Annotated in this window: 21 protein-coding genes; 7 read left to right on the forward strand and 14 right to left on the reverse strand. The window is 34.0% G+C overall.

The window, feature by feature from the left end; all coding sequences use genetic code 11:
• The 4 genes from ACFOWM_RS03605 to ACFOWM_RS03620 all read right to left on the reverse strand — a co-directional run bounded on the left by ACFOWM_RS03605 (position 1) and on the right by ACFOWM_RS03620 (position 2,250).
• The gene (locus ACFOWM_RS03605; protein WP_379707176.1) at positions 1-297 is read right to left on the reverse strand and encodes a hypothetical protein; all 297 of its coding nucleotides are present in this window, start codon (positions 295-297) and stop codon (positions 1-3) included.
• A 59-nt stretch (positions 298-356) separates the two neighbouring features.
• Positions 357-557, reverse strand: a complete 201-nt coding sequence (locus ACFOWM_RS03610) for a hypothetical protein (protein WP_379707179.1) — start codon at positions 555-557, stop codon at positions 357-359.
• 56 nt (positions 558-613) lie between these two features.
• Entirely contained in the window at positions 614-1,150 is a 537-nt protein-coding gene (locus ACFOWM_RS03615; protein ID WP_379707182.1) for a hypothetical protein, read from the reverse strand.
• 152 nt (positions 1,151-1,302) lie between these two features.
• Positions 1,303-2,250 carry a hypothetical protein gene (locus tag ACFOWM_RS03620; protein ID WP_379707186.1) on the reverse strand — a complete coding sequence of 316 codons (948 nt, stop codon included), beginning with the start codon at positions 2,248-2,250 and terminating at the stop codon, positions 1,303-1,305.
• Positions 2,251-2,474: 224 nt separating this feature from the next.
• Between ACFOWM_RS03620 and ACFOWM_RS03625 the strand changes: the two genes are divergently transcribed.
• Genes ACFOWM_RS03625 through ACFOWM_RS03635 form a run of 3 tightly spaced genes read left to right on the forward strand, consistent with a single transcriptional unit; the run spans position 2,475 to position 5,003 of the window.
• The gene (locus tag ACFOWM_RS03625; RefSeq protein ID WP_379707189.1) at positions 2,475-3,284 is read left to right on the forward strand and encodes an SDR family oxidoreductase; all 810 of its coding nucleotides are present in this window, start codon (positions 2,475-2,477) and stop codon (positions 3,282-3,284) included.
• Between the two features lie 39 nt (positions 3,285-3,323).
• The gene (locus ACFOWM_RS03630; RefSeq protein ID WP_379707192.1) at positions 3,324-4,157 is read left to right on the forward strand and encodes an SAM hydrolase/SAM-dependent halogenase family protein; all 834 of its coding nucleotides are present in this window, start codon (positions 3,324-3,326) and stop codon (positions 4,155-4,157) included.
• An 18-nt stretch (positions 4,158-4,175) separates the two neighbouring features.
• Complete coding sequence (locus ACFOWM_RS03635; RefSeq protein WP_379707195.1) at positions 4,176-5,003, forward strand: DUF2911 domain-containing protein; 828 nt, start codon at positions 4,176-4,178, stop codon at positions 5,001-5,003.
• 32 nt (positions 5,004-5,035) lie between these two features.
• Here ACFOWM_RS03635 and ACFOWM_RS03640 read toward each other — a convergent pair whose 3' ends face one another.
• Entirely contained in the window at positions 5,036-6,676 is a 1,641-nt protein-coding gene (locus tag ACFOWM_RS03640; RefSeq protein WP_379707198.1) for a sodium:solute symporter, read from the reverse strand.
• 155 nt (positions 6,677-6,831) lie between these two features.
• Positions 6,832-9,309 carry a PIG-L family deacetylase gene (locus ACFOWM_RS03645; protein WP_379707201.1) on the reverse strand — a complete coding sequence of 826 codons (2,478 nt, stop codon included), beginning with the start codon at positions 9,307-9,309 and terminating at the stop codon, positions 6,832-6,834.
• Positions 9,310-9,500: 191 nt separating this feature from the next.
• Here ACFOWM_RS03645 and ACFOWM_RS03650 point away from each other — a divergent pair, with 191 nt between their 5' ends.
• Entirely contained in the window at positions 9,501-11,291 is a 1,791-nt protein-coding gene (locus ACFOWM_RS03650; protein WP_379707204.1) for a MutS family DNA mismatch repair protein, read from the forward strand.
• A gap of 4 nt (positions 11,292-11,295) precedes the next feature.
• Here ACFOWM_RS03650 and ACFOWM_RS03655 read toward each other — a convergent pair whose 3' ends face one another.
• The 4 genes from ACFOWM_RS03655 to ACFOWM_RS03670 form a co-directional block, all read right to left on the reverse strand.
• On the reverse strand, positions 11,296-11,952 hold the full coding sequence (locus tag ACFOWM_RS03655) for a protein-L-isoaspartate(D-aspartate) O-methyltransferase (RefSeq protein WP_379707207.1): 657 nt from the start codon (positions 11,950-11,952) through the stop codon (positions 11,296-11,298).
• A 66-nt stretch (positions 11,953-12,018) separates the two neighbouring features.
• Positions 12,019-13,047 (reverse strand): LIC11966 family surface protein, encoded by a 1,029-nt coding sequence (locus tag ACFOWM_RS03660; protein WP_379707210.1) that lies wholly within the window; start codon positions 13,045-13,047, stop codon positions 12,019-12,021.
• Between the two features lie 39 nt (positions 13,048-13,086).
• Positions 13,087-15,153 (reverse strand): carboxy terminal-processing peptidase, encoded by a 2,067-nt coding sequence (locus ACFOWM_RS03665; protein WP_379707213.1) that lies wholly within the window; start codon positions 15,151-15,153, stop codon positions 13,087-13,089.
• 135 nt (positions 15,154-15,288) lie between these two features.
• A complete protein-coding gene (locus ACFOWM_RS03670; protein ID WP_379707216.1) occupies positions 15,289-17,010 on the reverse strand; it encodes a phospho-sugar mutase in 1,722 nt (573 codons plus the stop codon).
• Positions 17,011-17,169: 159 nt separating this feature from the next.
• Here ACFOWM_RS03670 and ACFOWM_RS03675 point away from each other — a divergent pair, with 159 nt between their 5' ends.
• Positions 17,170-18,120, forward strand: coding sequence for a DUF2279 domain-containing protein (locus ACFOWM_RS03675; protein ID WP_379707219.1), 951 nt, complete (start codon positions 17,170-17,172; stop codon positions 18,118-18,120).
• A 57-nt stretch (positions 18,121-18,177) separates the two neighbouring features.
• On the opposite strand, the gene ACFOWM_RS03680 is transcribed toward ACFOWM_RS03675, so the two are convergent.
• Complete coding sequence (locus ACFOWM_RS03680) at positions 18,178-18,633, reverse strand: response regulator (RefSeq protein ID WP_379707222.1); 456 nt, start codon at positions 18,631-18,633, stop codon at positions 18,178-18,180.
• A 123-nt stretch (positions 18,634-18,756) separates the two neighbouring features.
• Positions 18,757-19,245, reverse strand: a complete 489-nt coding sequence (locus ACFOWM_RS03685) for a phosphoribosyltransferase family protein (RefSeq protein WP_379707225.1) — start codon at positions 19,243-19,245, stop codon at positions 18,757-18,759.
• A 125-nt stretch (positions 19,246-19,370) separates the two neighbouring features.
• On the opposite strand from ACFOWM_RS03685, the gene ACFOWM_RS03690 reads away from it, so the two are divergent.
• Both ACFOWM_RS03690 and ACFOWM_RS03695 read left to right on the forward strand, forming a co-directional pair.
• Positions 19,371-20,687 (forward strand): 4Fe-4S dicluster domain-containing protein, encoded by a 1,317-nt coding sequence (locus tag ACFOWM_RS03690; RefSeq protein ID WP_379707228.1) that lies wholly within the window; start codon positions 19,371-19,373, stop codon positions 20,685-20,687.
• 63 nt (positions 20,688-20,750) lie between these two features.
• Entirely contained in the window at positions 20,751-21,887 is a 1,137-nt protein-coding gene (locus tag ACFOWM_RS03695; protein ID WP_379707231.1) for a tetratricopeptide repeat protein, read from the forward strand.
• A 61-nt stretch (positions 21,888-21,948) separates the two neighbouring features.
• Here the strand turns inward: ACFOWM_RS03695 and ACFOWM_RS03700 are convergent, their stop codons facing one another.
• Positions 21,949-22,617 carry a LysE family translocator gene (locus ACFOWM_RS03700; protein ID WP_379707234.1) on the reverse strand — a complete coding sequence of 223 codons (669 nt, stop codon included), beginning with the start codon at positions 22,615-22,617 and terminating at the stop codon, positions 21,949-21,951.
• 12 nt (positions 22,618-22,629) lie between these two features.
• Entirely contained in the window at positions 22,630-23,166 is a 537-nt protein-coding gene (locus ACFOWM_RS03705) for a YceI family protein (RefSeq protein ID WP_379707237.1), read from the reverse strand.
• Positions 23,167-23,246: the final 80 nt, after the last annotated feature.

Here is a 23,246-nt window from a genome sequence, read left to right on the forward strand (position 1 = left end):
TTAATTATGTGTGTGAAAAACTACTGGGTTTAAGTTGGCTATAAATTCTTCAACGTTTTGCTGAAGTCGCAAGTTGTCGCAATGGTATTGGAGTGTTCCAATGCCACAATCGGCAGTAATTAATTCTTGGATTTGAGAAGGATGCCAATCGTCTAAATTTCTGTTTTCAAGTTCTGAAATTTCAATACCTAAATCCTCAATTTCATTTTTGTATAAGTACATAGCTTTATGATGATCATGTTTTAACGCATCTAAAAACTCCAACATTTCAACATCATCTATGTAGCGATCTAGCATTATTTTTCTTAAAATTTCGAAATTCTCATTGAAACTTTTTTCTGATTCAAAAGCCATGATTAATTTGATTTTAATTGTTTTTTGTAATGTTGTTTTAACCAGGTGCCACCATGCAGTTGCCTTACTTTATTTTTGTTGATGACATAAACACCCTTACTTATTGTACGGAGTACATCTTTTATCGCTCTAAAAGTTTCGTAGCGTACTCTCAAAACTGGATTAAAGCTTGCATCTACCACACGTATTTGTGTGTGCGACATACAGTTGATTTTGCAACCATCTAGCAGATGGACCAGCAATTTTTTTTGTAATGGTGTCATGGCTGAAACTGCATTTTTTTAGTTAATTTTTTAATATTCTCAGCGACCTGCTCTTGTGTTATAGTAGCCTCTGGCGTTGGCTTAAAGTCTTCTAATCGTACAATCTTTTCCTTTCCATTACCATCACTAACAAGCTTGAATTTGATGGCTTTTTGTTCTTCAGAAAAAACAATACTATCCAGCTGATCAAATGCACCACCGCTGTATTTGGCAACAATTTTTCCTTGTAAGGTTTCGCCAGCTTCAGTTACCATTTGTTGCTTCATATCATAAATGATTGCTGACTGTATTTTTCCGTAAAGCTTCTCACAAATGCCAATTCTGTCAATACAATCTTGAAAGCCTTTTTGCCTATTTAAAACTCCTACTTGAATGTGGCCGTATCGCAGTTGCGAAATGGTGCAGTTGGCCAACTCTTTACCGTAATGCGTTATGGCAGCACGGTTTTTAAAATAAATCTGCACCTTAAACCTGCTGTAACGCTTACAAAACCTTATTTCTTCTGCCTTTGCTGGGGTCATCTGTTGAGCCATAATTTTCGTTTTGTTGCCGCCTAAGTAACTTTAAGTAACTTAAACTGCTACTTAAACAATCACTTATATGTTACTGAAATGGCTTATGATAAAAGCTATCCGCTATGCGTAGACTCCAATTTTTAAATTAGGGGGAAGGGGCAACGATTTTTCTATGCCGCTTCAGCGTTTTTCTTCTCATGTTTTTCCATTTTTTTCGATGATTTTGTCTGAACATAAACCTGTGAGCAAAGTCTCCAGGCGCTTCGTTCTTGACTAGGTAGCCACTTGCTTATCTCCTTTCGCTTGCCTTCAGCATCAACTATGTACAGCTTGCAGTTCTTATTAGATATAATGAGGCGATCTTTAACCTTAATAATGCCCTGCTCTAGCATTACCTTCTTCATGTAGCTTACACTCTGTGTGCCTTTATAATTGTGATGCTCGGCTATTCTTGCAATACCTCGGTTAATGTCTGCTCTGAACTTTTGGATTTTTTCGTAGATGTCTGACCCATATATGAATGCCTTCTCCTGCAGGTCAAGTAACGAAACCTGGAAGTACAGGGGATCGTTCACTAATTGCACAGGGTCGCAACCTTTTTCTTTTAAAAGGTGCATAAGCCAATCTTTTGTGTCTGGATTTTTGTCTAGTTTATAAACCAAAGCTTTGAGTTGCTTAAACTGGTTTGCTCGAATTTCTTCGGCTCTTAGGAGGTATTGAAACTGCTGCTTGTTACCATCGGTAGCATCGTATGTAATTGTGAAAGTGCCGTCGTAATGTATACCAAGTACATCGGCCGCTTTTTGAAATGAGGTTAATGTTACGTTGAAATTTTTATCAACCTTCACCAATTCTAGTCTACACAGTTCTTTTAAATGGCTTCTGAATGAATTTTCTCGAAGCTTTAAGTACTGCAGTAAATATTGCTTCTGATTAATCCAATGCTGAATAGTACCACTGGTAGTTTGTGCCTTCAGCAAAAAGAAAGTACTCCACACCTTAATAGATCGGTTGGTAAAGTAACAGCTGCGCTGTTCTCTTTGGCCGACTAGTTCCTCAGGTGCACCGTTTAAAACGGGCACTTCGAAAATAACTTTATCCGTGTGAGCAATATGCATTTTGCTTGCAAAAAGGTTACAAATGGGGTTGATAATCTGTATCTTTGCAGCCGTAAAACGGGTAAGAAAGCATTACAAAAGGCATATTACTCACATGAAATTAGGCAGCTAACGCAACGATGGACTTCAAGTCGTGTATAAAAAGGTTCGAAAAAAGTACCTCTTTGTTCACTAAGGGAGTTCACAAAAGTGAACTCCTTTTTTTATGCTTTAATTATCTTCATATGAACGATTTTTTTAAAGGCAAAACAGTTGCAGTAACAGGTGGTAGCGATGGTATCGGAAAAGCACTTGTAACATTATTAATACAGGCTGGTGCTAATGTAGCCACTTGTGCAAGAACTCCCCAAAAATTAGAACAATTAAAAACTTTGTTTGCAGATAAACCTTTTTGGTGTGTACCTGCTGATGTAAGTGTATATGAAGATTGCAAACATTTTATTGAAGGTGCTATTGAGCAATTTGGCTGTATAGATATTCTCATTAATAACGCAGGTATTTCTATGAGGGCTGAGTTAAAAGATGCGGATGTAACAGTATTTAAAAAAGTAATGGATATAAACTATTTGGGTACGGTGTACTGTACCAAATTAGCGTTACAAAGCATCATCAACAATAAAGGCACTATTGTAGGTGTATCATCAATTGCAGGTTACAGAGGCTTACCTGGTCGCAGTGGTTACTCAGCTAGCAAGTTTGCAGTAAATGGCTGGCTTGAAGCTGTTAGAACCGAATTAATACAAGAAGGTGTAAATGTAATGTGGGTTTGCCCAGGCTTTACACAAAGCAATATCAGAAATGCTGCTTTAAATGAAAAAGCTGCGGCACAAGGTGAAAGTCCGTTAGAGGAAGGTAGCTTAATGTCATCAACTGAATGTGCACAACATATTTTAAAAGCCATTGAAAAAAGAAAGCGAACCTTGGTGCTCACCTTTACAGGTAAGCGTACCGTTTTTATGAATAAATTTTTTGCAGCATTAACTGATAAGCTTACCTATAATTTCTTTTATAAAAAAGGCAAACTTATAAAATAGCAAAAGCCTATTCTACTTAACTTGCAGCAAATTTTTTAAATGCCATTAGTAACCCTCACAAGCGATATAGGTGTACAGGATTTTATGCCTGGTGCTATTAAAGGGCAGTTAATGCAAGCTAACCCTAGCTTTAATGTTATTGATATTACGCATTTACTATCGCCATTTAATTATCCGCAAGCTGCGTATGTTTGTCGTAATGCCATCAAAAATTTTTCTGCTGGTACTTTCCATTTAATACTTATAAATTTATTTCACGAAAAGTTAGATCATCTTTTAATAGTTGAACATAATGGCCATTATATCGGCTGTGCCGATAATGGGCTTATCACTATGATTTTGGAAGAAATTCCACAACAAATTGTTGGCATACCACTCGAAAAAAATCAATCTATCAACGCATTGTATTGTACCAATGTTTTAGCAAATGCATTTAGTAAAATAGCGGCCGGTGCTAGTTTGCAAAGCTTGGGCGATACCAATGTTTCTATTAACGTAAAAAATCCACTACGACCATTATTGGGCAATGATTGGATTGAAGGTCAAATTATTTTTATTGACAACTTTGGTAACGTCATCGTAAACATTAGTAAAGAGGCTTTTGAAGAACAACGGAAAGGAAGACGATTTGCCATCGTATTTAAAAGAGATGAAAGTATTGAAAAAATTAGTGAGACTTATGCTGATGTGCCTGAGGGTGAAAAATTAGCTATCTTCAACTCAGCAGGTTATTTAGAAATTGCCATGAACAAAGGGAATGCAGCGAATTTATTTGGGTTACAGAGTTACTCTGAACACCAACAAAAAACATTAGGACCACAGTTTATGAACAACAATATTTTTTACCAAACCATTAAAGTACATTTTCAATAAACATTAAAATCAAAAAAAATGAAGCAACTATTATTTGCATTGTGTATCATGAGTGCCGCTGCTGTAAATGCACAAGTAAAAATGCCGGCACCTTCGCCTAAGCAAACCATTGTACAAGATTTTGCATTGGGTACCATTGAATTAACCTATAGCCGTCCTGCAATTAAAGGGCGTAAAGTATTTGGTGATTTAGTTCCTTTTAACGAATTATGGCGTACAGGTGCCAACGCAGCCACCATCATTAAATTTACCGATGCTGTAGAAATTGGCGGTAAAAGAGTTGATACAGGTTCTTACGCTCTATACACCATACCTACTGAAGGTAGCTGGGAAGTTATTTTAAACAAAGGCATTACCAACTGGGGTGTTGATGGTTATAAAGAAACTGAAGATGTAGTACGTTTTAAAGTACCATCAATGAAAGTAAAGCAATCATTAGAAACGTTTACGATGCAGTTTGCTAACATTAAACCAGAAAGTTGTGAGCTACATATTATGTGGGATAAAACTGCGGTGGCTATTCCAATAACTGCTTTAATTAAAGACAGGGTTAGGGCACAAATTGAAAAAGCTATGGCAACAGATAAAAAGCCATATTGGACCGCTGCTCAATTTTACAATGAATACGATAACAATCCTAAAAAAGCATTAGAAGCCATTAACGGTGCGGTGGAGCAAAACCCTAAAGCATTTTACATGTGGATTTACAAAGCAAAAATTGAAAAAGCAATGGGCGACAAAGCAGCTGCTTTGGCTAGTGCACAAAAATCATTAGCACTTTCAAAAGAAGCTAAAAACAATGATTACGTAAAAATGAATGAAGATTTAATTAAAACGTTGAAATAATATAAAATTCAAATATTTTAAATAATGCCATGTTACAACATGGCATTATTTTTTTTGAATAAGTTAAACAATGGCTGCATCATTAGAGCAAGTAACACCACTAATAATGCACCAATAACATTCAGCCATAAAAAAGAAATAACATCTAGTTTATAAATAACAATTACAGCTATTTGAGCCAGTATTGCCGCTGTAAAAACTGCATTTGCTTTTATATGCTTTATCCAAAAAGCTACTAAAAAAACACCTAATATTACCCCATAAAATATGGAGCCTAAAATATTGACCGCTTCAATTAAACTGTTACCAATATTTTGTGCAAACATGGCAATAATAATACAAAATATACCCCAACCAAATGTATACCATTGCGATGTAGTATAATCTTGTAAATCAGTACCCTCCTTCTTAAAAAACTTTTTATGAAAATCAATCATGGTACAGGCCGCTAAAGCATGCAAAGCGCCGGCAATACTGCCCCAAGCGGAAAGAAAAATAACTGCAAACAATAAACCCGTTAACCCAATAGGCAAATTATCTTTCACAAATCGTAAAAAAATAAAATTGGTATCATTAGCATCATCACCTGGCAAAGCTTGCTTTAATACAGCTTTATATTGAGCCCTTATGATGTTGGCGGCTTCAATATTTTTTGCAGTAATAGCTTTGTTATATTGTTCCGTTAAAATTTGTAACTCACTGGCATAAGTAGTTTTTGATGCCGCTTCAATTTTAGTATCATCAAAAAATACAGGTGCTTTGTGGTATAAATAAAATGTAAAAATTAAAATACCTAATAATAAAATAAAAAACTGCATTGGTATTTTCACCAATCCGTTCATCAACAAGCCTTTTTTACACTCTTGCGTATTTTTTGCTGTTAGGTATTTACCAACCTGACTATGATCTGTACCAAAATAGCTTAATGCTAAAAAAAAGCCCCCAATTAAGCCACTCCAAATGTTGTATTTATCTTTCCAATTAAAGCCGTGTTCATCAAAGCCTGAGGTGATCACATTCATTTTTCCATATGTGGCTGCTTCGTTAATGGCTGCTTTAAAACCCATATCAGCTGGTAACATTTTTACAGCGATGTAACCAATTATAAACAACGAAATAAATACAATTATCATTTGCAGCTTTTGGGTATGAGCCACTGCCCTAGCACCTCCTGTAATAGTATAAATAATTAATAAGCCACCCATTAAAATATTGGTGTAATAAATATTCCATCCCATTATGGAGCATAAAATTAATGATGGTGCATAAATGCTCACACCCGTACTCAAACCTCTTGACAGTAAAAATAAAAACGATGTAAATGTTCTTGTTTTAACATCAAACCTGTTTTCTAAAAATTCATAGGCTGTAAACACTTTTAATTTGTTGTATACAGGCACAAAAAATAGGCTGATCACCACCATGGCAATAGGCAACCCAAAATAATATTGAACAAACCGCATACCATCGGTATAGGCTTGTCCGGGCCCGGTTAAATAAGTAATGGCACTTGCCTGCGTACCCATAATGCTTAACAGTACTAAATACCAAGGCATGTTACGGTTACTTAAAAAATAGCCTTCTAAGTTTTTGGATGTATTGGTTTTATAAATACCATATAAAATAATACCTGTTAACACCAATACCAGTATAATCCAATCGTACAAACTCATATTATTGTTTTTTGGCGCTTTCGGCAATGGGTGCCAGTGGCAACAGTTGTTCGGTGCTTTCGCTTGTACGTCTCGGCCTTTTGCAAAGGCCTGTGGGGTACCGCTGCAGCACCGCAGCCCTTCAACTTTATATCATTATTGATCGATGTTGTACACTATTTCTTTTTATTTGCAATTAAATTGGCAAACAAACGATACGCACCTGGCACACCTGCTGGCAACTCTCTAAAAAATACCAATCCTGTATAAACAAATCTTCCTTTACCATAATCAGCAATAATTAAACTACCGTCTTGGTTTTGTTCACCAGGGTCTTTCATGCTAATAATTTTTTTGTAGGCTGGGTCAACGTTTTCAGCATTGTAAATACTGCGTTCTTGTATCCATCCATCAAAATCACTTGCAACAATTTTATTAGGGAAATTTAATGCAGGGTGATCAGGAATTAAAAAATTAACCGCTGCTGTTTCATCAGTTATACGGTTTCTACTAATCGTAAAAGGAAAAGGTGAAATATTTGCCTTTACTGGGCCAATACTATTATTTGTATTGTATTGCGTAAGTAAAACACCTCCAGTTTTAACATAGTCCATTAATACAGGGTATACATTACTCAACCAAGTATGAATATTATAAGCCCTTACACCCGTTATAACAACATCAAATTGTTTTAAATTATTGGGGTTAATATCTTTCTCCGTAAGTATGGTAACGGTATAGCCCATTTGTTCCAGTGCCTGCGGCACTTTATCGCCAGCACCTACAATGTAACCAGCCTTTGTGCCTTCTGTTTTTAAATCCATTTTGAGTACTTTCACCTTATCTTGATAATTGTAAAAAATATCAGGAATATGATCGTAACTAATTTTATGTAACGAACCATACTGGTGCTCATAAAAAGAAGCCGCTACCATTTCGCCACCAATAGTTGTAGTGCTATTATTAGGCAATTCGTTACCATTTATGGTATAAATAAATGTACGTTGTTCATTTTTTTTAAGTGTTAATACAGAGTCGAACAATAGCTTTTGTTCATTATTAAAACGAGCTAAAAATTGTACCTTTTCGTTTAATGCAATATTGCTTTGTACTTCAAACTTGAGGGGCTTTTGTTCGCTTTTTTTATTGTTTGAAAATATCATTAATTGTGGCGAAACATTTATAAAAGCAGGAGCAACCAATTGCACAGGCTCATACAACTCACCTTTTACAGGGTCAGTATATTTATATGATACTGGTTGTGTAAATTCAAATGTATTATCATCAATTTTTATAGAAAATGAAGCCGTTGTAGTAAAAATTTCAGGCGATCCAACTTCTGTTAAATCTGCCACGTAGCTTCCTAATTTTTTGGGTGATACTAAAAAATAAGGCTGTGTTACTTTAGTATCTGCCGGTACAAAAACAGTTTTGATGATTTCATTATTTTCATTTGATACTACTTCTTTAAAATTAACGGTACTACCCATACATGAAATAGTAATATTATTTACATTAGTTACAGAACGATTAATAAAATTAAAACGAAGTTTCATACTATCACCAATGGTATTGAGTTGGTTCACCGCTGTTACTTCAGCATAAATACCTGCACAATTTTTAATTATTTGTTGTATCAGCATTTTACGTTGTGGCGTAACAAAAGCTAATGTAGCCGCTTTATTATACAGATCTATTAAGCTTTTTACAGATGCCGATGGGTTTTCTATTTTATATGATTGCAAAATATTGCTCACCATTGCAAAATAATCACTGGCTTCAGGTTTATTAAATGGGCTCACATCTATCCCATCCATTAAATCATAAACAGGTTTATCACCTTTAATAGTTGTAAAATATTCAATAGCTTTACCACGTTGTGCTGGCACCCCAAAGCCTTGACTTTTATGCCTGCTCCTACTTTCGGCAGCCATTTCACCATAACTTTTTCCGATGATAGGGTTGTACAAACCACAATCAATTTTAAACTGATCTTCTTTTGTAGTGTTCGTATTGCCGAAGTTAAATGTATTCCAAAGCAAACGCTTGGCTTGCCATACTTGCACATATTTTAATTGTTCAGGAAACATGGCTGGGTTAGCAGCAGCATCAAACGCTTCACCAGCTAATATTGCAGAAGCGGTATGGTGCCCGTGGCCGCCTTCGCCTGTGGTTGGGAAACGTGTAATAATAACATCTGGCCTAAACTTTCTTATTACCCAAACAACATCTGCCAGTACCTTATCATGCTCCCAAATTTTCATAGCTTCCTCAGGGTTTTTACAAAAACCAAAATCATACGCTCTTGTAAAAAATTGTTCAGCGCCATCAATACTTCTGGCAGATAACAATTCTTGCGTACGAATCAATCCTAAATCAATGCCTTGTTCATCGCCAATTAAATTTTGGCCACCATCGCCCCTTGTTAAACTTAAATAACCCGTACGTACTTTTTTTTCGTTGGCCAAATAACCTAGTAAACGGGTATTTTCATCATCCGGATGAGCAGCTACGTATAATACAGAACCAAATACTTCTAACTTTTTTATTTGCTGATAAATATCAGCAGCCGTATTTTTTGATGATGTTTGTGCGTTTATGGATGTACCAAAAAAGATGAATAACAAACAGCTGAATATAACTTTCATTTTCATGATCTTATTGTATAGAATATAACTTCAAATAAAAGATGAAATTAAAGTCAAATACCGAAAAAGCCATTATTATTTTATAAATGCTTATTAATTGCAATTAAACATGCTACAGAAAATAAAAATATTATTACCATTTAAATAAATGCATTTTATAAAGCAGGTTATATTGTGTTTTTACCGTTACTTTAATTATGAGCAATAGGGTATTTTACGAAACTAGGTTAGCAACACTTCAACAACAATTAAAAACACACCAAAAACGTACAACAACTTTTGCGGTAGTTAGGTTAGGTAATGTATTTGCAATAGTATTATTAATGTATTTTTTATGGTCGCATTACCAATGGTTGGCCATAGTAAGCACTGTAATTTTAATAGCAATATTTATAAGAATTATTTATAAAGATGTTGCGAATAGGGCTGCCATAAAGCACCTTCAACTATTAATTACAATTAATGAAAATGAATTATTGGCGTTAGATGAACAATACCATCCTTTTAAAAACGGACAAGCATTTACACGTCATGATCATTTTTACGCCAACGATATGGATATATTTGGCGCTGCTTCGTTGTATCAGATGATTAACCGTACAACCTCCGAAATTGGTGCCGCTACTTTAGCAAATTGGTTATTACAACCTGCTACTATTGATACAATCACTAATCGACAAGAAGCTATAAAAGAACTTTCAAATCAACAAACATTTACACAACAGATTCAAGCTTTAGGTAAAGCCAATTTTATTAAAAACGATACGATTGCATCAATCAACAAATGGCTGCAATCGCCCAACCAATTTTTACAATACAAACATTGGCAATGGTTGCGTTGTGTGTTACCTGCTATAAGTATCAGTATTACCGCTTTGTATGTAGTTGATATTATTACCATCAATTGGTGGTATCTCTCCCTTTTTATTTTTGCTGCAGTGGCGTTTCAATTAAACAAAATTATAGCCCCAATTCATAACCAATTGAGCCATATTGTTGATGAATTAAATATTTTGTCGCAAAGCTTGGCTTGTATTGAAACGCAAACATTTCATTCACCCTATTTACAACAATTACAAACGCAATTAATTTCTCAAAACAAAACAGCATCTACCCAAATAAAACAAGTCACTAAAATTTTAGAAAGATTAGACCTTCGTTACAATGTTGTGATTGCCATTCCGCTCAACATTTTGCTATTATGGCATTTACAGCAGATACTCGATTTAGAAAAATGGAAAATGAACCAGCAAGCGCATTTAGACAATTGGCTGCAAACCTTAGCCACATTTGAAGCGCTCAACAGTATGGCAGTACTACATTTCAACCAGCCAAATTGGTGTTTCCCCGTTTTAAAACAGCAACATTTTTTTATGAAAGCTACTGCATTAGGGCACCCACTTATTAAAAGTAATAAACGTGTAAACAATTATATTGATATTGAAACAGCAGGACAAATAATGCTGATAACCGGTAGTAATATGGCAGGCAAAAGCACCTATTTACGAAGCATTGGCATCAATACAATTTTAGCCATGGCAGGCGCTCCTGTATGTGCAAGTCACTTCGAATTATCGCCAGTACAGCTCATTAGTAGTATGCGAATTGCTGATAATTTAGAAGAAAGTACCTCTACTTTTTATGCGGAACTAAAAAAACTTAAAACCGTTATTGAAAAAGTAAATGCAGGTGAAAAAGTATTGATTTTACTAGATGAAATTTTAAGAGGTACCAATACACTCGATAGGCATACAGGCTCTAAAGCACTTATACAACAAATCATTAAACAGAAAGCAGCTGCTATTTTAGCAACACATGATGTTGATTTGGCTGCGTTACAACAACAATACCCTCACCAAATTATGAACTACCATTTTGATGCTCAAATAAATGGCGAAGAGTTATTTTTTGATTACAAATTGAAAGATGGTGTATGCACCAATATGAATGCCAGCTTACTCATGAAAAAAATTGGGTTGGATGTATAAAAGCTTATGCATTTTTACCTTTTAGCATTGGTACAAATGAAAAATTTTCAAACAATTCTTCACTATAACTACCATCAGCTTTTTTGGTTAAACGTAGCATTTGTTGGGTTTCGCCTTCACCCAATGGAATCACCATCATACCGCCTGTTTTTAATTGAGCAATTAATTTGGGTGGAATAATAGGTGCAGCAGCAGTAATTAAAACTTTATCAAAAGGAGCAAAGGTTGGCAACCCTTCAAACCCATCGCCGTAAAAAAATTTCAGGTTGGGGTATTTATCTTTAAAGATGTATTGCTTCGTTTTATCGAACAATTTTTTTTGTCGTTCAATGGTAAACACTTTGGTACCTAATTCAGCTAATACGGTAGCTTGGTAAATACTTCCTGTACCAATTTCTAATACTTTATCGTTTGGCTTTAATTGCAATAACTGCGTTTGGTACGCCACTGTGTAAGGTTGTGAAATGGTCTGATCGGCATCAATAGGAAAAGCCCTGTCTTCATAAGCAATATTATCCAACGCACTATCCATAAAAAAATGACGTGGAATATTGTTCATAGCCGTTAATACAGCCTCATCTGTTATACCTTTTGTACGTAATAGTTCTAGTAATTTTTTTCTTAATCCTTTGTGGCGGTAAGTATCTTGTAAAATGCTCATGATTGAAATGCAATTTAAAATAAATGCCAGATTTCTCTGGCATTTATTTTAAATTTTTATGAAGTGTTATTTATAACGAGGTGTATGCTCATCAAAAAAAGTTTTGACTGATTTATTCCACTCGTTTAATTTTTCGTTACGCATATTGTTGAGTTCATTATTATTATTGTTATACACTTCAGCAGCTTTATTGATATCATTTACCCCTTTATTGTAAGCATCAATATCTTCTTTTGATTTGCTGCTTTTCTTCTCCATTTCTTTTTTAATGTTCTCAAATTTTTCTTTTGTTAAGAAGAAGTCGCTAATGGTTGATGATTTTTCAGCTTCTTTCACATAAAAATTAAGCATGCTTTTACAACTATATACAATACTTTTATCGCCATTAAAACCAGTCATGGTGCTGAGTTTCACCAAACCTTCTTGTGCATATTTCAACATTGCGCTTCTACTCTGCTCCATACCTGTCATATTACCTTTTGCTATGGCAGCTAGCATATTTTTCTCTTGTATATATGGTTTAAAAAATACCAAATAAACTTCATGGTAATGTTTACTAACTCCGCCAACTTCTTTCATCATTTCGTTGAGGGCAGATGTTGATTCTACTAAATTTACTTTGTTATTGGCAGCAAAAGTTTTTGCAGCTAACGAAAGTTTGTTATTAGCTTCTGATAATTTTTCTTGAATTTTTTCTTGCAATAAAAGATAAGCTTCCATTTCATCATAGCTTTGCTCAGCAATCTCTTCCATATTGATGATTTTATTGTAATCATCATTCATAACATTGTAATAGAATTTCATAAAATTTACAGCAGTGTCACGGTAACTTTTATCACCATTATAACCGGGCAAAGCTTGAATATTACTTTTAGCTTCTTCAATTTCGGCCAATAATTTGTTACGCAAGTTCTCTACCTTACGTTCTCTTTTACCGTGAGCAGAAGCACTTACATACGACATATATCGCTTTGATATATTTTCTTGTTGTTTTGAAATAGCATCCATGTATTGCCCAGGATTTGTAATTTCTTGTGCTTGTAAATGCGTAAAGCTCATTAATAAAAACACCACAAAAGCGTATACAATTTTCATAAAGTTTTAATTTTTAATGTAGGTTATAGTTTCAAATTTTTATTTACTGATCCAATCATAAAATATTTTACAAGCCTCTGCTATCTCATTATCGGTATTAATATTTTTGATATAAGTGTCATTTGTTTTTTTATTGGTGGTAGTTCCTAAAGAAATTCTTTCTTTATCAAAACTGTTGTTCTCCACTTTTAATAAAGTAGCAACAGCTTTTTCATCTTCATTTAAAAAAGAAAATAGTTCTTTGTTGTTTTTGTTGTAAGCCGTATAGGTTTGCCATTGCAACGGAACAGTTGTTCCATTTTGGTAATTTGCTAAAAATTGTGATGCCGTTGTGATGTTTTTAAAATAACTATTTTGCTTTATACGTTCTTCACTTTTTAACTTCAATTGTTTTGTTGGTAAGCCTTCTAAAGGTTTGTAAAACCCCATTTTACTGGTATCGGGCAATAAGGCACTTTCATTTACTTTTTCTTTGAATGAAATGTCAGCATAAATATCAGGCAACAAAATATCTGGTATTACGCCTTTCCATTGCACTGTATTACCATTTATTCTATAAAATTTCATATTGGTTACTTTTATAAAATCAGCGTAATCTGTTTCTTTTTTACCCACAAACGAAGTATCTAAAGGCAAAATTTCTTGTCCGGTTCCTTTACCATATGTAACACCCCCAACAATTAAAGCCCTATTATAATCTTGTAAAGTAGCACTCAAAAACTCACTTGCACTAGCACTAGCTCCGTTTATTAACACCATTAATGGTCCATCATAAATAGTACCTCTGTTGGGGTCTTTTAAAAACACGGCTTTACCATCTCTTTCTTTAATTGATGCAACAGGACCAGCATCAATAAAAATTCCTGCAAGTTGCATAGCTTCCCAAATGCTACCACCGCCATTGTTTCTTAAATCTAAAATGAGCCCACTAATATTATCTTTTTTGAGTTTTAAAATTTCTTTACTGATGTCATTGGCACAACCATCTACTTGTTGGTTTTTTCTTCTAGCACCTTCATCTCTATTATAAAAACCGGGCAGGTTAATGTAACCGATGTTGAAGGCATCTTTTATAACAAAGCTCTTCACAATTTCTTCATCATCGCTCACTATTTGTTGCGTAAGCACTACTTTTTTAATTTCATTTGCTACAGTTCGTACAGTTAAGGCAATTTCATTATTACCTGCACTTTTTAATATGGCCACCACTTCTTTATTTGATAATTCGGTAACATCCATTTCTTTTGAAGCAATTTCTATTTTTAATAACACGTCGCCTTTATGTAGTTGTCCGCTTTGCCAAGCACTACCACCTGGTTGTAAAAAATCTATGGTTTTATCGCCTTTATCATTTGTGTTAAAAGTGAAACCTGTAGTGTATTCCATTGCACTCACCTCAGCGGTGAATGCTTCTTTCTCTTTTAGATTAAAGTAATTTGAATGTGGGTCGTAACACCAAACAATATCATTCAAATATTCATCTTGCTTATCACTTAAAAAAAGTGCAGGTGTTTGTAATAAATCTGATAAATAAGCTTTCTCTTTTACTTTTAGTTTGGAACGTTCTTGTTGTTCAACAGTATTAAAATCTGCTGGAGGTACAGCAGAAAGTATAATTTTTTGTTCAATGTATTTATTTGTGATACGTGATAACAGTTGCCATTTTAAATACTGTTGCCATCTTTTTGCAAGCAATGCATCATTGATAGCATAGTTTTTTTGGGGCCATTCAAGGTTATCTACTTTTGAAAAATCAACGGGTTTTGATAAAAAACTTGTTACAATACTATCAGCCTTTTTTATTTGTTGTTGCAGTAATTGTGTTGATACGTCAAAAAAACGCCATCCTTTACCATTCAATTCATCATCTAAAGTAGTGGTATAGTTTTTTAATTGGTCAACTTCTTTTTGCGTAAAAAAGAGCTTTTCATCATCCAACGTATTCATCCATTTTTTATACAGCCTTGCAGATGATGAATCGTTCCATACCAAGGGTTGGTAATGGTATTTGTCCATAAACTTAACCGCCAATAAAGCTTTTGATTGTAATGTGTTGCTATTGCTAGGTTGTGCCGTACACAAAAGCGGAAAAAGCAGCGTAAGCAAACAAATAATTTTATTCATAAAAGGTACCTATAGGAAAATAAAAATAATAAAAGTTCTAATAATTACAATAAAAAAACGATACAAACCAACATTAAATTGTTGTTAGTTTATATCGTTTCATAACAATCAACCAGGTTATAAATTCATTTCTTTAATGATTACTTCAATTTTATCATCTAATACTTTTTCAGTAGCATGAAAATCCGCAGCACTTGCCAATGTAGTATTCACACTAAAATAAAATTTAATTTTAGGCTCCGTACCGCTTGGTCTTGCTGATATTTTTGTACCATCTGCTAACTCAAACTGCAACACATTACTTTTTGGAAGGGTTATTTTCCATTCTTTATTTTCAACTAAATCTTTACCAACTTGCAATTCATAATCAAGCAAATATTTTACTGCAATACCATTAATAGTCGCTGGCGGATTTTTTCTGTAACCTTCCATCATTGCTGCAATTTCAGCAGCACCATTCATACCTTTTTTAGTGATGCTGATTAAGCTTTCTTTGTAAAAGCCATACTGCACATACAAATCAACCAATTTATCGAACAACGAACGACCTTTATTTTTTTCGTATGCCGCCATCTCACAAATAATAGCCACTGCACTTACAGCATCTTTATCACGAATTTTATCACCTATCATTAAGCCAAAACTTTCTTCACCACCAATAATATAATTTTCGGTGCCTTCTTTCTCAGCAATTAATGATGAAATCCATTTAAAACCTGTTAATACATTATAGCAAGCCACGTTATTTTGTTCAGCAATACGATCAATTAAATCAGTGGTTACAATTGTTTTAATCACCATATCATTTGGCGCTGCAATACCTTTTGCTTTACGAGCTTCTATCATATAATTAAAAGCCAGTAAAGCGGTTTGGTTACCATTCATTAAAATCCATTCGCCTTTATCGTTTTTAACGCCAATACCTACTCTATCTGCATCGGGGTCGGTACCTAGTAATATATCAGCATCTAATTTTTTGGCTTGTTCTAACCCAATACTCATGGTTTCTTTTTCTTCGGGGTTAGGGTAATTTACAGTGGGGAAATTACCATCTGGCGTACGTTGTGCCTCTACAACATGAACATTGGTAAAGCCATATTTTTTGAGCACATCAGGCACCAACATAATGCCTGTACCATGTATAGGTGTATACACAATTTTTAAATCATGCTGTGCCGTACACACTTCTGGGTAAACACTTAAGCCTTTCACCATATCTAAATAAAGGGCATCTGTTTCTTTCCCAATAATTTCAATATTGGCTTCGCCACCACTCCATTGCACATCATCTACCGATGCAATTTTTTCTACCTCAATAATTACATTTTTATCATGCGGCGCTACCATTTGTGCTCCATCATCCCAATAAGCTTTATAACCATTGTACTCTTTGGGGTTATGGCTAGCCGTGCAAACTACACCACCTTTACAGCCATAATGCCTAATAGCAAAGCTTAACTCTGGCGTTGGGCGAAGGCTTTCAAATAAAAATACTTTTATACCATTGGCAGCAAAAACGTTGGCGGTAATTTCTGCAAACGTTCTGCTATTATTTCTACTATCGTGTGCAACGGCCACACTAATTGCACCTGAAAAACATTTTTTTAAATAGTTAGCATACCCTTGTGTGGCCATACCAATAGTGTATTTGTTAATGCGGTTGGTACCAATACCCATTAAGCCACGTAGGCCGCCTGTTCCAAATTCTAAATTTTTATAAAAGGCATCCGCCAATTCATCGGCATCATTTTCTTGTAACTTTTTTATACCCTCTTTTGTTTCGGCATCGTAATTACCTTCAAGCCATTTATTTACATTGGCTGCTATTATTTTTTCCATATTGCTGGTTTTAACATCTTCAAAAATATAATATTCGTATCTGTTTACAGTATATCTAGTATTTTTGTTTCAAGCATTTTATCATTTTTCAACATCGTTGTGTCACTCACTTCAACATTTAAAACATTATTCATCTTTTTTTGCAGCACACTGCCCTATTTGAGGCTGTTTGCTCAAGTTGGTAATGTACCTGATTCAACTGCTGTAATAGATACTACGCAAACAAAACCCAATTTAATTGTAAACAACAATACAACCTACCCTTTTAATAAAAAAAGAGTAAAAACAATTGCTATCGCAAATATTGCTGGGTACAGTGCTGCTATGGTTGGTTTGTATGCCGCTTGGTATAAAGATTATCCGCAGAGTAAGTTTCATACGTTTGATGATAACAGCGAATGGTTACAAATTGATAAAATTGGCCATGCCTATAGTGCTTATGCGGAAAGTAAAGCTAGTATGGAGTTATGGCGGTGGACGGGCATTAGCCGTAACAAACGCATTTTAATTGGTGGCTTTAGTGGTGCCTTTTACCAAACAGCTATTGAAACACTTGATGGCTTTAGTGCTGAATGGGGCTGGAGTTGGGGCGATTTTGCGGCTAATATTGCTGGTAGTGGTTTATTGGTGGCACAAGAGTTTGCTTGGGATGAACAACGCATACAGTTTAAATTTTCGTTTCACCGAAAAAAATACAACGATGCTACTTTAAATGCTAGAAGTAATGAAATATTTGGTAAAAGTGGCGCTGAACGATTTTTAAAAGATTATAACGGCCAAACCTATTGGCTCAGCACTACACTAAAACCTTTTTTTCCTAAAAGCAATATACCAGCTTGGTTGCAAGTGAGTATTGGCACCGGTGCCGAAGGTTTATTTGGGGCCAATAGTAATTATGATACTGATAAGCTAGGCAATGTAACTTTTAATAGGCCCGATATTAAGCGGTACCGCCAATGGTATTTAGCACCCGATATTGATTTTACAAAAATTAAAACGAAAAAGAAAGGCGTAAAATTGCTTTTAAATATATTGAACATTGTAAAGTTCCCTACCCCATCATTAGAATATTCGAGAAACGGGTTTAAATTTAATTGGCTACATTTTTAAGTAGCAAGTAGGCATCATTTTGCTCCTTTGCTTATAAAATTAATGTAACAGCAGTTATTATGATGCAATGTAAAAATTCTCTCTTGTTGGCCTTACCAATAAATCTTCTGAAGTAAAATTTAAAATGTGCTTGAGTAGTTGCTTTAATTTTTGAAAATTATCAGGCTTACACATGTAGTAGTTTGCACCTTTTTTATATACCTGGTCCATGGCTTCTTGCTGACAAGAAGTTGAAAAAATCACCACAGGTACATCTTTATAATTATCATCTTTCTTTAAATCTTCTAAACATTCCATACCATTTTTTACGGGCATGTTTAAATCTAAAAAAATTAAATGTGGTTTGGGTGGCGTATTTTCATCAAGTGATTGTAGCAGTAACTCACCATTATTGGCAGTAGTTAATTTTACCTCATTGTTCACTTCCATTAATGCCTCTTCAAACAATAAACGATCATCTGCATCGTCATCAGCTAAAAAAACAGAAAGCATTTCGTTGGAAACTGTACTCATTTTACAAAAATAACTGTTTACATTAATAATATTTGGTGATTTCTATTAATATAAAAATGTTACAAATAATTGACAATCAAATGTAAATATTTAATACAACTTATATAATTATTTTAAAATATATTACTCATTTATTATAGATGCACCCTTTACAACACCTTCATTAACAGTAACCACAATATGCTGTGCCGTTGTAGTAGCAACTGATAGGCCTACATAATTTAATGCCACAGGAAAAGTTTTATGCATCCGCTCAACCAACGCCAAAGTTTCTATTTGTGAAGGATGTTGATTTAGCAATGACTCAATTGCATACATCATTGTTTTACCACTGTTTGCTACATCATCAATTAACAATATCGCTTTATTATGTAAGGCAATAGGCTCACTTAATGAAATATCAGTACAGCTTTTTTTATTAATAGTTAAAGCGATGGTATGTATGTTTCCTTTAAAATATTCTTTCAAATAATGGGCTATTTTATGAGCAATGTAAATACCATTTTCCTTTATACCAATGATAATAATTTCGTTTTGGTGCAAATTACGTTCAGCAATTTCGAGTGCCATTCGGCGTAATTTTTTATCGGCAGTTGTTTCGGTTAAAATCATATTAGGTTAGCTGTTTTAAAAAGTAGCATTAAAGCAACATTACTTTTATTGATTCATAAAATTAAGTCCTTATGATTAATAATGAAACTGTATTTACTATAACTTTACGCTATATAATTTAAACTATGCATTACTTAGGTCAAATTGCGTTTGTGTTGTTGTTTGCTGCGGCAGTAGGCTTATTCACCAAAAACATCACTCAAATTAGAAGAAATATTTTTTTGGGATTGCCTGAAAACTTAAACGATCAAAAATCGTTGCGTTGGAAAAACTTAATGTTATTAGCATTAGGCCAAAAAAAGATGTTTAAAAATCCATTTGTGGCCATAATGCATTTAATTATTTATGCAGGTTTCATTATCATTAATATTGAAGTTTTAGAAATATTGATTGATGGAATTGCAGGAACACACCGTATATTTTTTGAAACCTTAGGTAGTTTTTACACATTTGCTATTAACTTTTTTGAAATTTTAGCTTTTGGCGTAACAGCCGTATGTGTGGTGTTTTTAGCTAGAAGAAATATCATCAAACTAAAACGTTTTATCAGTAAAGATTTAAACGGATGGCCTCGTAGCGATGCCAATTATATTTTGATCACTGAAATTGTGTTGATGGCATTGTTTTTAACCATGAACGCAACTGACAGTGCCCTACAACTCAAAGGTGCTGAGCATTACAAAGCAACAGGCGACTTTGTAATTTCAGGCTTTATGGCACCTTGGTTTAGTGGTTTTTCTGTTGAAACACTTACCATTATTGAACGTAGTTGTTGGTGGTTGCATATTACGGGCATTTTCATTTTCTTAAATTATTTACCTTACAGCAAACACTTGCATGTAATACTAGCTTTCCCTAACGCATATTATGCCCGTTTACAACCTGTAGGTGAAATGAACAACATGGTGCATGTACAAAATGAAGTAAAGTATATGATGCAACCAGAGTTAGCACCAACAGGTGAAGCTGCACCAATGAAATTTGGCGCTAAAGATATTTTTGATTTGAAGTGGAAAAATTTGTTAGATGCATACTCATGTACTGAATGTGGAAGGTGTTCAAGTGCATGCCCAGCAAATATGACAGGCAAATTATTGAGCCCACGTAAAATAATGATGAATACCAGAGATCGTTTAGAAGAAGTAGGTAAAAATATTGCAAAAAACGGCTCGTTTGTAGATGATGGTAAAACATTATTAAACGATTACATTACGGTTGAAGAATTGAGGGCTTGTACATCGTGTAATGCATGTGTTGAAGAATGTCCGGTAAGTATTAGCCCACTTGAAATTATTTTTGAACTACGCCGTAGTTTAATTATGGAAGATAGTAATGCACCACAAGAGTGGAATGGCATGTTTAGTAATATTGAAAATAATTATGCACCATGGAAGTTAAGTCCTGATGAAAGAGACAAATGGGCAACAGAAATGAATGCTTAAAATACCCTCAATTGGGTATAAATTACAATACAACAAACAATACTTTTACCAAAACAAACCAACATGAAAAAAATATCAAAATTGTTATCAGCACTAGTTTTATTACTATGTTTATCAATAACAGTTAACGCTCAAAAAACAGCAACAGAGTGGTACGATAAAGGTATTAGTTTAAAAGAAAAAGACCAGTTTAAAGAAGCACTTGAGGCATTCAAAAAATCAGCTGCTATAGATGATAAAAATGATAAAACATTTTACCAATTAGGTTGGTGCCTTAATGAATTAGAAAATTATAACGAAGCAATAACTGCTCTTAAAAAAGCAACTGTTTTAACGCCTGATTATAGTGCTGCATATTACGAGTTAGGTTATGCTTACAAAAACCAGCAAAAATACAACGACGCTATTGTTAGTTATAAAAAATTTATTGAATTAGAAGGCGAAGACCCAAGTGGCTACAAACAATTAGCTTTAATTTATAATAAGGTTGATAAAATTGAAGATGCGATTGAAACATTTAAATCAGCTTATTTTTATGATGCGGAAGATAGTGATTTACCATTTTATATTGGTTATGATTATAATGAATTAGGCAAATACGACGAAGCCATTACTTGGTTAAATAAAGCAAACGCTATTAAAGAAGAGTTTGAAACTTTTTATGAACTAGGCTTTGCTTATTACAGTTTAAAGAAAAATAATGAAGCGGTTGAAGCTTACAATAAATCGATTGCAATAAAACCAAATGCCACTGCTTACACTGGTTTGGGTGATGTATACAGGAGAAATTTTGACCCAATTAAAGTTGAAGAAAGCATAGAAGCTTATCAAAAAGCTATTACCTTAAACCCAAATGCTGGGGGCGCTTACTACGGTTTGGGTTGGCTTTATAACGATACCCAAAAATATAAAGATGCAATTCAACCACTTAAAAAAGCACTCGATATCAACAAAAACAACAGCTCTGCTTACAGTGAATTAGGGTATGCTTATTACATGACAGACAATAATGATGATGCTTTAAAAACTTTAGAAAAAGGCATTGAAATTGACAAAGAAAATGCCCTTTGCTATTATTACAAAGGCTTTGTATTTGTTGACCAAAAAAAGAAAAAAGAAGCAACTGCTGTTCAAAACGAATTAGCTAAACTTGATAAAGATTTAGCCAGTAAATTGCTTGAAAAAATAAACAAATTGTAAATGCTGAAATATTTTATAAAAAAGCCCATCACAAAATGATGGGCTTTTTATTTACATCTTTTTACAATGCTTGTTTCTTTTTAAAATTAGAAATAGCATCTTTCTTAGTGAGCATCTTAAATAATTGTATCAATGCAGTAATTGTAAAAATGCCCCCTATTATCCAGTTTATGTACTGTTGACTATTACCAATTTTTTCTACTAAATATTTGCCACCAAAAATAAATACTGCATTACCCATTAGTGTACCTAAACCAATACCAACAATGTAACTGTTGTATTGTGATGGTGATGGCGCTAAAATTTTTTTCTGAAATAGTACTGTACTCCAACCAAACCAAAAAGGTATTTGAACAGGGTTTATTGCACACATAAACATACCTAATAAAAACCGATGCATATTGTTATTGAGCACCACATTTTTTGAAGCACCATCACCTTTCATTGCTGCTAAAAAACTACCTACTGCCAATGCTATGATGATGCCTAAAGTGATCCACTCTAAAATTTTCATTAACCGTTGTTGTTTCATAATCCAATCAATACCAATTAATGAAAACCGTACATAAATCATTTCAACAATTAATGACCCAACTGAAAACAATAAAGCATTGTAAATACCTTCATATATACCAATTTGCATAGCTGCCACATTTAAAGTACCTAACGGCAGCGACCCTAAAAAACTGATTCCCAATCCCCAACAAAAAACTTTAATTAATTTTTGCATAACTATTTGCAATTATAATGCTTTTGCAAAAGCATTAATACTAATTTTTACTTTATTTGAAAGTACAGCACTACTACCCCCTACGCCAAATGTTTGTCTATTTATTGTGAAACCACCTGTTAAAAATATACCGTCATTTTTTTGCGTTACTACAAATGGAAACTCAACAGCAACCGTTTTATTCTTAATAGTTAGGTTACCTTTTAAAATGTAATGATGCGGCTGGGTGGTTGCTAAAATTTGTGTGCTCACCAATTGCATGGTAGGATAATTTGCTACATCAAAATAATCTTCTTTTTTTAAATGTTGGTCACGGGCTTTATTATCAGTATCAATAGTAGCTACTTGTAAGGTTACATTAACTGTTGCGTAACCCAATAATTGCGGATTTAAATTGATAAAACCATTTATACCACCAATATCGCCACCGGTATTGATACCAAAGTTTTTAATTTCAAAATGGCATTTACTAGCTTCATTAACCAATTGGTATTTTTGACCAAATGCCTGTAAGCAACAGCAACAAATAATACACATCACAAATTTCATAACCTCAATTTTTAAAATGTAAAGTAACTCCAAAAAGCGTAACCACTAAAAAATCGTTTAAGGTGCATATATCGTACATT

Source organism: Ferruginibacter yonginensis (genome assembly GCF_042651465.1).
GTDB lineage: Bacteria > Bacteroidota > Bacteroidia > Chitinophagales > Chitinophagaceae > Ferruginibacter > Ferruginibacter yonginensis.